A 14,623-nucleotide genomic window follows, 5' to 3' on the forward strand; every position below is an offset into this window, starting at 1 on the left:
GGAAGGAGCAGGCATGACCCCACAGCAGCGCGGCGTCCGCTCGCAGCGGCTGGCCGTCGTGGCGGCGGCGCTCGTCGCGTCGGCCGCCCTGGCGTGCGGACCCGGATTCGCCGCGGGCGCGGGGGTGACGCGGGCCGACGACCCGCCCGCTCCCACCCCCGCCGTCCCGGCCCCGCCCGCCACCGCGCAGACCCCGGTCCCGCAGGCTCCCGTCCCCCTGGCTCCGGCCCCGGAGCCCCCGGCCCCGCAGAACCCCGCCCCGCAGCCCCCGGCACCCGTGACGCCGGCCCCGCAGCCCCCGGCACCCGTGACGCCGGCCCCGGTGACGCCGGCCCCCGTGCCCCCGGCCGTGACCCCGGCGCCCGAGCCGCCCGCCGCTCCCGCTCCGGCGCCGCCGCAACGCCCCGCCTTCGGCGCCTACCTCGACTACGGCCCCCTCGGCGTCGCCCGGATGGCCCAGCTCAGCACCTGGCTCGGCGGCGCCGAGCTGCGCGTCGGGCACACCTACCTGCCGGGCGACCGGTGGAGCAATATCGAGGGCCGGCCCGGCTTCCTCGACGTCTGGGCGCACTGGCGCCGGGAGAAGGCCGACCGGATGTTCGTCCTCAATGTGCCGATGATGGAGCGCAACGAGGACGGCGTGTCCGACGCCGAGGTGCGCCGCCTGCTGCGCCGGGGCGCCGCCGGGGAGTTCGATCAGCACTTCAGGGCCCTCGCCGAACGGCTGGTCGAGCTGGACGTGCCGGACACGGTGCTGGTGCTCGGCTGGGAGATGAACGGCATCACGTACACCCATCGCTGTGGCCCCGACCCCGAGGCCTGGAAGACGTACTGGAACAGGATCGTCACCACCATGCGGTCGGTGCCCGGGCAGAAGTTCAAGTTCGACTTCGCGCCGAGCCGCGGCCGGGACGCCGTTCCGTGGACGCAGTGCTATCCGGGTGACGACACGGTCGACATCGTGGGAATGGACTCCTACGACCAGCCGAGCGGCCTCACCTTCGACGAACAGGTGAAGGAACCGTACGGCCTGCAGGAACACGTGGAGTTCGCCGAGAAGCACGGCAAGGCCATTTCCTATCCCGAATGGGGCCTTTTCCGCAACGGCGACAACTCCACCTACATGCGGGGCATGCTCGCCTGGATGGACGCGCACAAACCGCTGTACAACACACTGACCGACTACTGCCCGCACGGCGTGTGGCAGTGCCGGCAGAACCCGAAGGCGTCGGAGATCTACCGCGCCGTCCTCTCCGGCCGCCCCGCCGTCCCGACCCTGCTGCCGTCCGTCCCGGCCCCGCTGCCGTCCCCGGCCGTACCGAGCGCCCAGCCCGCGACGCCGCAGCCCGCGGGACAGCCGCTGCCCCAGCCGTCGCCGACCGCGGCGCCCGTCCGCTGCTCGCCGCTCGACCTGGGCGACTGGGTCGAGCACTGGCTCGGCGGCAAGCTGTGCGTCCGCCTCGACTGGTACTCCCGTCACCGCTGACCGTGCCGCGGGTGGCGGCGGGTCCGGCTCAGGGTCTGCCGCCACCGGTGTGCTCCCTCGACTGCCCGCGCGCCTCCCACCGGCGCACCACCTCCTTGCCCCGCCGCCGCGCCGCCGCGTCGCACAGGGCCGCCTGCAGCAGCGGGGCGGTGCGCCGACGGGCCATCAGCAGCCGCTGGCTGACCACCGTGTCGGGCCGCCAGTGGTGCTTGTACGGCTCGTCGCCGCGCAGCAGGCTCAGCGTGTCGTGGCCGCCGTCGCGGGTGTGCTCGGTGCAGGCGTCCAGCAGCATCACCGCCACGTCGGCCTTGCGCTCGCGCAGCCGGGGGTGGGCGCCGTACAGGTAGCCCCCGGCCAGCCGCGGCGACAGCAGCGTCAGGTCGACGGCCACCACCTCGCCCTCCAGCAGGAACTCGGTGACCACCGCGTCCCCGGAGCGCACCATCGCCTCGGCCGCGCGCACCAGGTGCGTACGGAACCGGGGCCGCAGGTGCTCGCCCGTCACCTTCCGCCCCTGCCACTGCAGCGCGTGCAGCTCCAGGAGCCGGCCCAGGGCCCGGTCCACCTCCCGCGGGCCGACCGGCCGGCGCTCCACGCCCAGCGCGGCCAGCTTGCGCAGCTTGGCCCGCACCCGCTGGGCCTTCGCCGACGGCAGCCGCGCCAGCAGCTCGTCCATCGGCACCGCGGGCAGCTCCAGGCACACCGAGTCGTCCACCCGGTGCCGGGGCCCGCGCCAGCGCGCGTAGACCCGCTCGACCGCGCCGCCGGGGCGGACCTCGCGGAAGTCGACGAGCGCGGTGCGGGCGGCGGCGGCCAGCCCCTCGGTGAGCGCGGCGACGGCCTCCTCGCCGCGCTCGTCGTCGACCAGCACGTCCGCGTAGTCGGAGACGGCCCCGCCGAGCGGCACGAGCGCGGGCAGCGGACGGCGCACGGCCGTCAGCGGGGCCGCGGCCAGCAGTTCGCCGCCGTCGCGCACCACCAGCAGCCGCAGCCGCCCGGGCGTGCCGTACGAGCGCCACCAGGCGTGCAGCCAGGCGTGGTGCTGGAACGGGGTGGCTGTGGCACAGCGCCGGTACAGCCGCCCCCAGACGGGCGCGAGGTCGGCGAACGCGGCCTCGTCGGTGAGCAGTTCGCACACCGCCCCGGAGCGGCGCGCCGAGCGTGCGGTGTCCGGGAACGTGCCCGTGAGCGCCGCGTTCACAGTGCCCCGTGCGCGTCGGCGGCCACGGCCGGCCCGGGCACCGCGGCCGGCCGGCCGGACTCCTCCTCGCGGGCCCGCCGCGGCCGGACCAGCAGCACCAGGCCGCCCAGCAGCCCGCCCGCGCTCGCGCCGACCAGGCCGGTCACCGCGGGCGACGCGGACGACGGCCCGGACGGCTCGACGGCGCGGGCGAACTGCTGGAGCCGGACGTTGGTGGCGCTCTGGGTGTGCGCCGCGTACTGGGTCAGGGCGCGCGAGACGGCGTTGGCCATGTCGGCGGCCACGTCCGCCCGGTCGGAGTTCGCGGTGACGGCGACCATCGGCGCGTCCGGCGAGGTCGCGGTCTGCACGTCCCGCTGGAGCGTCGCCGCCGGCACCCCGGCCCACACCTGCGCGTCGCCGAGCACCGCGAGCTGGGTGGCGACCCGCCCGTACGCCTGCGCGAAGCCCAGCGCGGACGCCGGGTCGGACTTCTCGGTGGGGACGGCGACCACGTAGGCCGTCGCCGTGTAGACGGGCGGCTCCAGCGCGCCGTACGCGGCGCCGAGCAGACCGCCCGTGACGACGCCCGCCGCGAGCAGCGACCACGGCGGGAGCGTCCTGACCCGCGCGAGCCGACGGGACCGGCCGTGCTGCCGGGTGGTGTTCTCGGTCATGACGAACTGACTCCCTGGGGTGACGGGGACGGGGACGTGCGGGAGGCGGGGGAGACGGCGGCCGCGGGGGCCGTGCGGGGCCTTCCGGCAGCGGACGGCAGCGGGCGGCCCTCGACCACCGCGGCGTACACCTCCGTCAGGCGGGCCGCGCTGCGGGCGATGTCGTAGTGCCGGGCCGCCTCGGGGGCCTCACGCGGGTGCGGGCCCCGGGCGCGGGTGCTGGCGACGGCCCGGGCGAACGCGTCGGGGCCGCCGGTGACACGCCGGGCGCCGGGCGCGGCGTGCGGGGGCAGGTCCTCGACCGCCGGGCAGGAGGTGTACAGCACGGGCAGCCCGGCCGCGAGCCCCTCCACCACCGCCAGCCCGAACGCCTCCTCGGCGGACGGCGAGGCGAGCAGGTCCATCGCCGAGACGAGGGACGGCAGGTCGGGGCCCGGGCCGCCGTCGGGCAGGCCGGGCCGCTCGCCGGTGAACAACACCCGGTCGGCGACGCCGGCGTCGTGGGCGGTGCGCCGCAGCACGTTCTCCTCGGGCCCGCCCCCGACCAGGACCAGCCAGTGGTCCTCGGGCAGCCGGGCCAGGGCGCGCACCAGGACGTCGAAGCGCTTGCCCGCGGCCAGGCGCCCGATCCCGCCCACGACGAAGGCGCCCCCGGGCAGCCCGAGCCGCTGCCGGGTGCGCTCCCGGGCCGCCGGGTCGAAGCGGAAGCGGGCCAGGTCGATGCCGTTGGGCACCACCTCGACGCGCGAGGCGGGCACGCCCCAGCGGGTGAGCCGTGCGGCGACCGTCGGCGACACGGCGACCGTGGCCCGGCCCAGCCGCTCCCCGGCCAGGTACAGCGCCCGCACGCCCCGGGTCAGCGGGCGCCCCTCCATCTGGGAGTCGCCGAGGGAGTGCTCGGTGGCCACGACCGCCCGCACCCCCGCCAGCCGCGCGGCCAGCCGGCCGTACAGACAGGCCCGGTACAGGTGGGTGTGCACGAGGTCGTAGCGGCCGGAGCGCACCAGCCGGGCCAGCCGGGGCAGGGCGGCCAGGTCGCGGTTGCCGGCCATGCCGAGGTGGGTGACGCGGACGCCGTCGGCGGTCAGCCCGTCGGCCACCGCGCCCGGGTGGGTGAGCGTCACCACGTCGCAGTCGACGGGCAGGTGCCGCAGCAGCAGCCGCAGTTGCTGCTCGGCGCCGCCCACCCCGAGCCCGGTGATGACGTGCAGCGCCTTCACCGCGGCTCCGCCACGGGACGCCGGCGCAGCCGGTGCAGCCGGTACTTCAGGAACAGCCGCAGGGCCGTGTCGCGCTCGCCGACGTGCAGCCGCGGCAGGGCGTACGGGCCGGTCAGCGGGCCCGGGTCGATGGCGCACGCGTACGCGTACCCGGCGGCGCGCACGGCGTCGACGACGCGCCGGTCGACGGTGCCGTACGGGTAGCAGAAGCCCGCGGGCTCGGCGCCGAGCAGGTCGCGCAGCGCGGCGCGGCTGCCCGCGGTCTCCGCCGCGAGGGTGGCGTCGTCGACACGGGTGAGGTCGAGGTGGGTGAGTCCGTGCGAGCCGATCTCGGTGCCCGCGTCGGCCGCCGCGCGGATGCCGTCGGCGGTCAGCAGCGGCTTGCACGGGCCGGGCCGGTCCCAGGCGTTCTCCCCGCCGAGCCGGCCGGGCAGCACGAACAGGGTCGCGGTGCAGCCGTGGCGGGTGAGCAGGGGCAGCGCGTCGCTGAGGAAGTCGGCGTACCCGTCGTCGAAGGTCAGCCCGACCAGGTCGTGGCCCTCGCCCCGGGCGCGGGCGGCGAGCAGTTCGGCCATGGACACCCCGCGCAGGCCCCGGCCGCGCAGCCACGCGAGCTGCCGGTCCAGCCGCTCGGGCGTGACCGTCACCAGGTAGGGGTCGTGGGTGCGGTCGCCCACCGAGTGGTACATCGCCACCCAGGGGACCGGGCCGGGCGTCTGCGCCGGGCGTCGTGCGGTGTCAGCGGGAACGGACATGCGGCAGCCTCCGGAACGCGGAACGGACGGAACTCAGTGCGGCGTCGACGCCCTGGGCGCCCAGCGCCCGGCCGAGCACCACGAAGACGGCGGTCACGGTGAGCGCCCCCGCCGCCAGGCCGGCGAGCGGGTCGCCCGAGCGGCCCGCGACGAGCGCCCCGGTGACGGTGGCGGCCACGGCCGCCAGGACCGGCCGGGCCAGCTCGCGCAGCAGGGCGCGGACCCGGACCGGCACGGCCCGCGGGCGGCCGTGCCGGCCCGTGCTCCTGGTGCCGGTCAGCAGGACCAGCGCGGTGGCGGTGATGCCGGCCGCGTTGGCGGCGGCGATCCCGTACACGCCCCAGGGCCCCACGGTCAGCGCGCCGGCCACGCAGGTGACGGCGATCCCGACGCTCATCGCGCCGACCGGGTACCAGGTGGCGCGGCCCGCCGAGAAGTAGGAGCGGGTGAGCGCCCCCACCAGCGTCTGGCCGAGCAGCCCGAGCGCGTACACCCGTATCACCCCGGCCGTCGCGGCGGTGTCCCGCGCGGTGAACGCGCCGCGCTGGAACAGCACTTCGATGATCTGCGGGGCGCACGCGATGACCGTGGCCGTGCCCAGCAGCACCACGCAGGCGGCCAGCGCCACGTCCCGTTCCACCCGGTCGCGGGCCCGTTCGGTGTCCCCGTCGGCGAGGGCGCGCGCGACCACCGGAAAGGTGACCGTGCACAGCATCAGCGACAGGATCATCGGCATCTGCGCGACCTTCTGCGCGTAGTTGAGGTGCGAGATGGCCCCGGCGGGAAGCTGCGAGGCGAGGAACCGCTCGACCAGCACCTGCGACTGGCGGCACAGCGCGAACAGCAGCACGCTCGCCACCAGCGCCGTGTCGAGCGGACGCGGCTCCTCGGCGGGCGCACCCGCCCGCTGCCCGCCGCGCCGCCCCAACTGCCGCACCAGCGAGGGCACCTGGACGGCCACCATCAGGCAGCCGCCCACCGCCACACCGGCCGCCGCCGCGCGCACCCCCCACCGCCCTCCGAGGGCGAGCATGCCGGTGATGATCCCGGCGTTGTACGCCACGTAGATCGCCGCCGGCGCCACGAACCTCCGGTGGGCGCGCAGGGCGGCGGAGCAGTACCCGGCGAGGCCGAAGCTGACCACGCAGGTGGCGGTGAGCCGGGTGCAGTCGACGGCGAGACCCGCGTCGGGCAGCCCCGGCGCGAGCACGTCCACGAGCTGCGGCGCGGTGAGGACCAGGAGCGCGCCGACGGCGGCGAAGGCCAGCGACAGCCGGGGCAGCGTGCCCGCGACCAGGGCCCGCACCGGGTCCCCGCCGGCGCCCCGCGCCCGCCGCGACAGGGCCGCGCTGAAGGCCGGGATCAGCGCGAACGCCAGCCCGTCCTCGATCAGCAGGGTGGCCGCGAACTCCGGCACGGTCCACGCCACCAGGAAGGCGTCGGTGTCGCTGCCCGCCCCGAACAGCCGGGCCAGCGCCTGGTCACGGACCAGCCCGAGCAGCGACCCCGCGAGCGACAGCCCGGCCGTGACGAGCGCGGCCCGCGCGAGGAAGCCCCGCGAGGGGGCGGGGAGTTCGGGTCCCCCGGAGGACGGCTCGGCGGGCAGCCCGGGCGTTCCCGATGGTCCGGGTGCTCCCGGCGCCCCCGGCGCTCCTGATGCTCCGGGCGTTCCGGGGGACGACACGGTGGACGGCGGCCGTGCCGGCGGCACGGACGCGGGTCCGTCGGCCGGGGGTGTCCGGGAGGGCGTCACCGTCATCGCGCGACGGCCTCCGGGTCACCCTGGGCCCCGGTGACCGGCCGCCCGGCGGCGGCCGGCGCGGGCGGGCCGTCCGGCTCGGCCAGCGCCCACCAGGCGACGAGCCCCAGGCAGACGGCGGTCAGCACGGTCGAGGGGCCGCCGATGTCGGCGTACACGAAGTCGGTGAGCTGCCACAGGAGCAGCCCGCAGGCGACCAGCGCGCAGTCGCGGCCCGGCGCGCGGGAGCGGTGCGCGCGGCGCAGCCGGCCGAGCGCGCACACCAGCAGGGCCAGCCAGCCGCCCGCGAGGGCCAGCAGCCCGACCAGGCCCTGCTCGCCGAGCACGAGCAGGTACATGTTGTGCGGGGACAGCAGCGGCTGCCGTACGAAGCCGGAGCCCGCGCCGTCGGTGTCGCTGCCCGAGGACAGGGCCAGCGAGGCGTGCGCGTCCCGGTGCTCGGGGAAGCCCTTCAGGCCGACGCCGGTCAGCGGGTGCTCGCGCCACATGCCGACCGCGGCCGCCCACATCGTGTACCGGTCGGTGACCGACTGGTCGGGGGTGTCGGTGACCTGGGTGATGCTGCTGATCCGCTCTTGCAGCATCGCCGAGCCGACGCCCAGCCCGCCGACCAGGACCACGCCCAGCGCGGCCACCACCGCGGCCACGGTCAGCGCCCGCCGCAGCCCCGCCAGCACCAGTTGGGCCGAGCAGGCCACCGCGGTCGCGATCCAGGCGCCCCGGCTGAACGACACCGCCAGGGGCAGCAGCAGGGCGCCCGCACAGACGGTCGCGACCAGCCGCTGCCGTACGTCGGCGCGGCCGAGCGCCAGACCGACCGCGCAGACCAGGCCGAACGACACGACCGTCGCCATCCCCATCACGTCCTGCGGCCCGAAGGTGCCGACCGCGCGCAGGTCCTCGCCCTGGTAGGAGGCGCCGGTGTGGGTGACGTACTGGTGCACGCCGACCGCGCCCTGCCAGCCGGCGAGCGCCACGAACGACCAGGCCAGCAGCCGGAAGTCGGAGCGGTCGCGGACCAGCAGCAGCACGGCCGCGGGCACCAGCACGAAGACCTGCAGGTAGCGGCCGAGGCCGGCCAGGCCCTCGCCCGGCGAGGACGCGCCCAGCGCCGCCAGGGTCAGCCCGGCCACCGGAAGGCCCAGCACCACCGCGGCCCTGCGGGACAGCGGGCGCCTGCGCCGCCGCAGCAGCCGGACGGCGCAGTACAGCACGGCGAGCGCGGAGAGCGCGTCCGCCGGGCCCGCGCCGCCCTCGCCGCCGGGGGTGACGGGCAGCGCGACCAGCGCGATCACGGCCACCACGGGCAGCACCGGCGGCCAGGGCCGGGGCGACTTCAGCGGCAGGGCGAGGGCCATCGGTGTCAGCTCCCGGTCGGCCGCACCAGGGCGGCCGCGGTGCGCAGCAGGATGCAGACGTCCTGCCACAGCGACCAGTTGTCGATGTAGGCGTTGTCGAACCGGGCCCGGTCCTCGATCGAGGTGTCGCCGCGCAGCCCGTGGATCTGGGCCAGCCCGGTGATGCCGGTGCGCATCCGGTGGCGGGCCGCGTAGCCGGGGTAGGTCTGGCTGAACTGAGCCACGAAGTAAGGCCGTTCGGGGCGGGGCCCGACCAGGCTCATGTCGCCCCGCAGCACGTTCCAGAGCTGGAGCAGCTCGTCGAGCGAGGTCTGGCGCAGGAAGCGGCAGAAGGGGCTCATCCGCTGCTCGCCGGCCACGCTCCAGCGGGTCGCCGACTCGTGCTCGTCGACCGGGCGGTGGGTGCGGAACTTCAGCAGCGTGAACGGGCGCCCGTCCCTGCCGATCCGCTCCTGCCGGAACACCACCCCCGGCCCGTCGGTGAGCCGCAGCACCACCGCGCACACCAGCAGCAGCGGGCTGACCGCCAGCAGCAGGGTCCCGGACACGGCGACGTCCAGCAGCCGCTTGCCGACGCCGTCCCGCGCGCGCGGGCCGAGGTCCAGCCGGCGGCGGGAGAACCCGGCGAGCCGGTCGCGGCCGGCGTACGAGGGGCTGTCCGCGTCGACCTCCCACACCGTGCAGCCCGACTCGGCGAGCGCCCGCAGCAGCGGGGCCTGCGCGGTGCGCGCGGACGGATGCACGCACAGCACCTCGCGCACCGCGTTCTGGATGAGCGCCCGCTGCACCTCCTCGCCCGTCGTCAGCACGGGCAGCCCGCCGCCGCCGTCCGGGTGCTCGGCGACGATGCCCACCGGCCGCACCCCGCAGCGCGGGTGGCGCAGCACCGCCGCGGCGACCCGCTGGGCGGTGGCGGCGGGGCCGACGACGAGCGCCGCGCGGGGACGGCGCAGCAGGGCCCGGCGGCGGACCGAGTGGACCAGGGAGCGGCCCGCGAGGGCCGCCACCGCCTGCGCGGCGCAGCCCAGCAGCAGGGTGCGCGCGGACAGGGCGTGCGCCGGGGCGCAGGCCGCGACGAGCGCGCCCAGCGCCAGCCAGGCCACCGCGATCCGGGCGCAGACGGTGGGCAGTTCGTCCAGCACCCCCGTGCCGGGCCGGGCGTGCCGCGACCGCAGCAGCAGGGTGGCCGCCAGGAGGGCTGCGACCAGGTCGGGGTGGCGCGGCGCCTCGGCGAGCGCGAGGGCACCGCCCGCGAGGGCGGCCGCGCCGTCGGCCGCCAGCAGCGGCAGCGGGGAGGCGGGGCGCGTCGAGGGGCGCCGGACCGGCAACCGGAGACCCGCGCCGGTCGCGCGCCGCGGGATGACCGAGACGGACGCGTGCCCGGGCTGCGTGCCGGGGGAGGGGACGGTGCTTTCCGCAGTCACGAGGGGATGGACTCCCTGCACTCGGTGGGCACGTCGTGCGGGGCCGGCCCGGGACCGAGGAGGTCGCGGTACACCTCCGCGACCCGTTCGGCCGTGCGCCGCACGTCGTGCGTGGACAGGACGTAGGCGCGCCCCGTGGAACCGAGCGAGGCGCGCAGCGGCGCGTCGAGCAGCAGCTCGGCGACGGCCCCGGCCAGCGCCGCCGGCCGTTCGGGGGGCACCAGGCAGCGGGCGGCGAGGTGGGCGGGCAGGCTCTCGCGGGCGCCGTCCACGTCGGTCGCCACGACCGGCCGGCCGCAGGCCATCGCCTCCAGCGGGGCCAGCGCCATGCCCTCCCAGCGCGACGGCAGGACCACCAGGTCGGCGGCCTGGTACCAGGGCACGGGGTCGGCGACCGCCCCCGCGAACCGCACCGACCCGGGCGCCCGCGCGCGCAGCGCGTCACCGTCCGGTCCGTCGCCGACCAGGACCAGCCGGGCGTCGGCCACCCGGCGCACCACCTGCTCCCAGGCGTCGAGCAGCACGTCCTGGCCCTTCTGCCGGCACAGCCGCCCCAGGCACACCACCAGCGGGGCGTCCGGGTCGAGGTCCGGCAGCAGCGCCGCGCGCACGGCGGGGGACGGCGCGGGGCGGAAGCGGTCGGGGTCGACGCCGTTGGGGACGACCCGGCAGCGACCGCGGGAGGCGCCGCCGGTGCGGTCGGTACGGGCCGGTGTCCTGCCCGCGCGCGCCGTGACGGCCGGCCCCTCGTCCACGGGCTCCACGCCGGCGATCCCGGCGCGCAGCCCGGTCGCGCGCTCCGCCTCGCTCACGCACACCAGCCGGTGGGTCCAGCGCGCCCCGTACCGCTCCCACGCCCGCGCGAGGGCCGCGGTGCTGCCGCCGACCGCCTCGAACGACCAGGCGTGCGGCTGGAACACGGTGGGGATCCGCCCGCGCACCACCAGCCGCCCGGCCAGCCCGGCCTTGGCGCTGTGCGCGTGCACCAGGTCGGGCCGCACCTCCCCGACCACGCGCGCGAGGCGGCGCACCTCGCCCCACAGGGAGGGACCCGGCGCCCGCGTCGCCTCCCACCGCCGCACGTCCGCGCCCAGGGACGCCAGGTCCCCGGCGAGCGGGCCGGCGGGACAGGCCACCGCGACGCGCAGCCCGGCGGCGAGCTGCGCCCGCACCAGGTCCGTCACGACACGGGCGACCCCGCCGTCCACCGGCTGGGTCAGGTGCAGGACCCGGGGCCCGGGTACTGACTCGTGCATGGCGCGTCTTCCTCGCTCAACGGTGGCGCTGGGGACGGGCGGAACCGCGCCTGGTCACTTCCGGGCGTCGACGGCGACGAAGAGTGCGCCGGCCCACGCCGCGTCCCGGTGGGCAACGAGCCGGAGCGCCGCCTGGTCACCGCCGCGCCGTGATCCGGGCCCGAGATCGAACACGTCCGAGTCGTAGCCGAGGGTGTGCGCGTACGCCGGGACACGCGCCGCCGGAGCCTCCCCCGGCTCGCTGATCGTGGAGTTCAGTACGTCGTCCCCGGGGTTGGCGGCGTCCGACAGGGGAGCCCGGTCCGGGTGACCGTTCGAGAACATGAGCGAATCTCCCGTGCGGCCGCGGTCGCCGTCGTACGCGACGAGCCCCACGCGCCCGCGCGCCCCCGCGGCGACGGGCCGCCCGTCCAGCCGGACCTGGAGGCCCTGCGCGAGCGTGTCGAAGCCGTCCCACAGGGCCAGGTGGCGCAGCGGCTCGGCGGGGTTCTCGTACGCCGCCACGAGCGTCCAGCCGCCCCACGCGCCCGCGGCCGAGCGGCCCTTGGCCACGTCGACCTGGGCGACCGTGTACAGGCCCGAGCCGCTGTCGCGGACCAGACCGGTGACGTCGGCGGAGGCCTGGAAGGCGTCGGCGCCGTCGTCGACGCGGTGGCCGACGACCGTGTCCGCGTGGACCGCCTTGTACCGCCCGCCCGGCTCGGCGACCAGCACCCGCCCGGCGTCGGCGGCCGGCTTCTGCTCGCCGACGCGCAGGTTGCCGCCCCAGTACAGCCGCGCGTACGTCACCCGGGAGCCGGGCGGCAGCCGGAGCTCGGCGCGGGAGGAGTTGTAGGTGTTCGGGTCGTCGTCGACATCGACGTAGAACATGTCGAAGTCGTCGTTCGCGCCCGCTCTTCCGTCCCGCACCTCGGCGCAGCCCGGCTCCGCCGTGCGGCAGCTGATCGCCGTGTTGGCCGCGCGGACGAACCCGCCGTGCTGGGTGGCCCGGTGGCGCTCGGTGAACGGCAGGCGCGGGGCCTCGGCCGCGGGCGGCGCGGGTGCGGGCGGCGGGGGAGCGGCGGCCCGGGCGCCGGTGGGGGCCCAGAGCGCGGCGAGGGCGAGCGCCCCCGCCGTCGCGCGGCGCAGCAGGGGACCGGGAAGGAGGCGCATGACCGGCGATGCCCTTTCGGAAGAAGCCCCCGCGCAGTGCGACCGCAGCCCGCGGGGTGGGTCCCGCCGGCTCACAGGGGTGCGTCGGATCGGCCGCAACTCTAGCCCTTGTCCTGATTAATCCTGCTATGCCAGACATGTGTGTCGGGACGGTGTGCCCGGCGTGCGCGACGTGTGCGCAGCAGGCCGGGCGGTGCGGGGGAGCGCGTGACGGAAGGGCAACCCCCGGGACGGCGCATCACCCCTTTGGCGGCACAACTCCCGGCGCGTCCACGCGTTGACACAGCGCCGGGCATCCCCGCCCGGGTGTTCGTCTGTGTCAAAACCCCAAGGAGCACCTCTCCATGTCGCGTATCGCGAAGGGCCTGGTCCTGACCTCTGTTGCCGCCGCGGCCGTCGCCGGCGCCTCCGGCATCGCCGCCGCCGATGCGGGCGCGGGCGCTGTGGCCGCCAACTCCCCGGGCGTCCTGTCCGGCAACGCCATCCAGGTTCCGATCCACATCCCGGTGAACGTCTGTGGCAACACCATCGACATCATCGGTCTGCTGAACCCGGCGTTCGGCAACACCTGCGTCAACGACTGACGCCAGTCACGACACGTTCGTGGTCGAGCGGCCGCCCTTCCGCCAGGAGGGCGGCCGCTCGCGTGTGCGGGGGCAGTCCGGCATCCGCGGCGAGCGGCGGGCCGCGGCCGCTGCCCCGAACGGGGGTGCGGCCGGCGGCCCCGGGTGACGGGTCGCACCCCCGCGCCACCAGCGGTGATACACCCGGACGGCGGTCACTGACCGTATGCGCCGGTTGCGAAGGGTGACCACCCCTTCCACGGTGGGCTCAGGCCCTGCCCACCTGCGAAAGGAACCCCCATGCGTCGCCTGCCCGTCCGGCACATCGCGTCCACCGCACTCTGCGCCGCCCTCGTCATCGGGGTCGCCGGCCCGGCCGCCGCCGCCGTCGACACGGCCCGCGGGCACGCCCACGCGGCGTCCCACGCGCCCGTGCCCGGCGCGGACAAACTGCTCGCCCAGGTCAAGAGCCTCGGCGACCTCGGCACCGTGCTCACCCCGGTCACCGACCTGCTCGCGGAGGCCCTGAAGTCCGACAACGGCCAGCTCACCTCCGCCCAGGCGAACAAGCTCGGCGACGCCATCAAGGACGTGATCGCCCGGATCACGGCGACGAACGCGGCCGCGTCGGCCACCTCGTCCACGCCGTCGGCGCCGTCGGCGGATGCGTCGTCGTCCACGGCTTCGTCGTCGTCCACGGCGGGCGACCCGCCGTACACCACCCTGCCGTTCCCGCTCGGCAAGAACGGTCACGAGCGCGCGGCCGCCCACGGCAAGAGGGCCACCGACCTCACCGACGAGGCCCTCGCCGACCTGCAGAAGCAGATCGACTCCCTGCTGACGGCGGTCACCTCCGGCAACGTCACCGACGTCCTCCCCGCGGCCACGGGCCTCATCTCCGGCCTGGTCAACCTGCTCACCGCGACGCTCGTCGGCGGCGGGCTGCCGGCCGGGGACCTCACGGGACTGCCGTCCCTGCCCGACCTGCCGACGGCCTCCGACACCACGGTCACCCCCGCCCTGCCCGCGTTCCCGGACATCCCCGCGCTGCCGGAGACGCCGGCCGTGCCGCAGACCCCCGCCGTCGCCCAGGTCCCCGCCGCTCCGCAGTCGCCGGCCGCGGCGGCCGCCGTGTCCCAGCCGGCCACACCGGCGGTACCCGCGAGCTAGGGCCCACGGGGAAAGCCCCGTGGAAGTCGACCGGGGTGCAGAAATCTTCTGCGTACGGGGTTTCCGCCGCCGCGGGACATCGTTAGACAGGGCGTCAGACATTTCCCTGGCGACTTTCCTGGTGTCCCCGGTCCTTTTCCCGGTGATTCCCCGGTGACGGGGCGCGCCGTGGCGCCGGGCCGCCGTCGAGCCCAGTCGCCGACGAAAGGAACCCGATGAAGTCCCTGAAGGCTGCCGCTGTCGTTGCCGGAACCGTCGCCCTCGCCGGCGCCGCCGCGCCCGCGTTCGCCTACGACACCGCCGAGCTCACGCCGACCAGCCTGAACGGCGCCTGGAACACGCTCACCAAGGGCCCGATCGACGTGATGCCCCTGCGGCACCAGTCGGACGCGCTCGACACCGAGAACAAGGACTCCGCGCTCAGCACCGTCAATGGCGCGACCGACGCGCTCAACGCGCACAACCCGCTGCTGGGCGGGCTGCCGCTGTAAGGCGCAGCAGGTTTCCCCGTACGCAGGGCCGGTCCTCGGGACCGGCCCTCGGTCGGTCGGGGCGCATTTCCCCCGGGGCACCCCGGGGCCGTACGGAATCCGATCGTGGGATTTCCACAGCAGCCGACGATC

At 76.7% G+C, this 14,623-nt stretch carries 13 protein-coding genes; 4 read left to right on the forward strand and 9 right to left on the reverse strand.

The window, feature by feature from the left end:
* Positions 1-13: 13 nt before the first annotated feature.
* Positions 14-1,486, forward strand: coding sequence for a glycoside hydrolase family 26 protein (locus E4U92_RS00225; protein ID WP_174863620.1), 1,473 nt, complete (start codon positions 14-16; stop codon positions 1,484-1,486).
* 28 nt (positions 1,487-1,514) lie between these two features.
* Here E4U92_RS00225 and E4U92_RS00230 read toward each other — a convergent pair whose 3' ends face one another.
* From E4U92_RS00230 to E4U92_RS00270, 9 genes are read right to left on the reverse strand one after another with little or no spacing between them, the layout of a single operon-like run.
* Positions 1,515-2,624 (reverse strand): GNAT family N-acetyltransferase, encoded by a 1,110-nt coding sequence (locus E4U92_RS00230; protein ID WP_229863449.1) that lies wholly within the window; start codon positions 2,622-2,624, stop codon positions 1,515-1,517.
* A gap of 59 nt (positions 2,625-2,683) precedes the next feature.
* Complete coding sequence (locus E4U92_RS00235; RefSeq protein ID WP_137298166.1) at positions 2,684-3,343, reverse strand: YveK family protein; 660 nt, start codon at positions 3,341-3,343, stop codon at positions 2,684-2,686.
* Positions 3,340-4,563 (reverse strand): glycosyltransferase, encoded by a 1,224-nt coding sequence (locus E4U92_RS00240; RefSeq protein WP_137298167.1) that lies wholly within the window; start codon positions 4,561-4,563, stop codon positions 3,340-3,342. The genes E4U92_RS00235 and E4U92_RS00240 overlap by 4 nt, the downstream gene beginning before the upstream one ends.
* The gene (locus E4U92_RS00245; RefSeq protein WP_137298168.1) at positions 4,560-5,318 is read right to left on the reverse strand and encodes a polysaccharide deacetylase family protein; all 759 of its coding nucleotides are present in this window, start codon (positions 5,316-5,318) and stop codon (positions 4,560-4,562) included. Before E4U92_RS00245 ends, E4U92_RS00240 begins: the two co-directional genes overlap by 4 nt.
* The gene (locus E4U92_RS00250; RefSeq protein ID WP_137298169.1) at positions 5,302-7,077 is read right to left on the reverse strand and encodes a lipid II flippase MurJ; all 1,776 of its coding nucleotides are present in this window, start codon (positions 7,075-7,077) and stop codon (positions 5,302-5,304) included. The genes E4U92_RS00245 and E4U92_RS00250 overlap by 17 nt, the downstream gene beginning before the upstream one ends.
* Positions 7,074-8,435: an O-antigen ligase family protein gene (locus E4U92_RS00255; protein ID WP_137298170.1), complete on the reverse strand. Its 1,362-nt coding sequence runs from the start codon at positions 8,433-8,435 to the stop codon at positions 7,074-7,076. The genes E4U92_RS00250 and E4U92_RS00255 overlap by 4 nt, the downstream gene beginning before the upstream one ends.
* A gap of 5 nt (positions 8,436-8,440) precedes the next feature.
* Entirely contained in the window at positions 8,441-9,859 is a 1,419-nt protein-coding gene (locus E4U92_RS00260) for an exopolysaccharide biosynthesis polyprenyl glycosylphosphotransferase (RefSeq protein WP_137298171.1), read from the reverse strand.
* A complete protein-coding gene (locus E4U92_RS00265) occupies positions 9,856-11,115 on the reverse strand; it encodes a glycosyltransferase (RefSeq protein ID WP_137298172.1) in 1,260 nt (419 codons plus the stop codon). Before E4U92_RS00265 ends, E4U92_RS00260 begins: the two co-directional genes overlap by 4 nt.
* Positions 11,116-11,169: 54 nt before the next feature.
* A complete protein-coding gene (locus E4U92_RS00270) occupies positions 11,170-12,267 on the reverse strand; it encodes a DUF3344 domain-containing protein (protein WP_137298173.1) in 1,098 nt (365 codons plus the stop codon).
* 344 nt (positions 12,268-12,611) lie between these two features.
* On the opposite strand from E4U92_RS00270, the gene E4U92_RS00275 reads away from it, so the two are divergent.
* From E4U92_RS00275 to E4U92_RS00285, 3 genes are all read left to right on the forward strand, one after another.
* Positions 12,612-12,851, forward strand: a complete 240-nt coding sequence (locus E4U92_RS00275) for a chaplin (RefSeq protein ID WP_137298174.1) — start codon at positions 12,612-12,614, stop codon at positions 12,849-12,851.
* Positions 12,852-13,130: 279 nt separating this feature from the next.
* The gene (locus tag E4U92_RS00280) at positions 13,131-14,000 is read left to right on the forward strand and encodes a hypothetical protein (RefSeq protein ID WP_229863428.1); all 870 of its coding nucleotides are present in this window, start codon (positions 13,131-13,133) and stop codon (positions 13,998-14,000) included.
* A gap of 215 nt (positions 14,001-14,215) precedes the next feature.
* Positions 14,216-14,491, forward strand: a complete 276-nt coding sequence (locus E4U92_RS00285; RefSeq protein WP_137298175.1) for a hypothetical protein — start codon at positions 14,216-14,218, stop codon at positions 14,489-14,491.
* Positions 14,492-14,623 lie beyond the last annotated feature (132 nt).

The organism is Streptomyces galbus (assembly GCF_005280195.1).
Taxonomy (GTDB): domain Bacteria; phylum Actinomycetota; class Actinomycetes; order Streptomycetales; family Streptomycetaceae; genus Streptomyces; species Streptomyces galbus.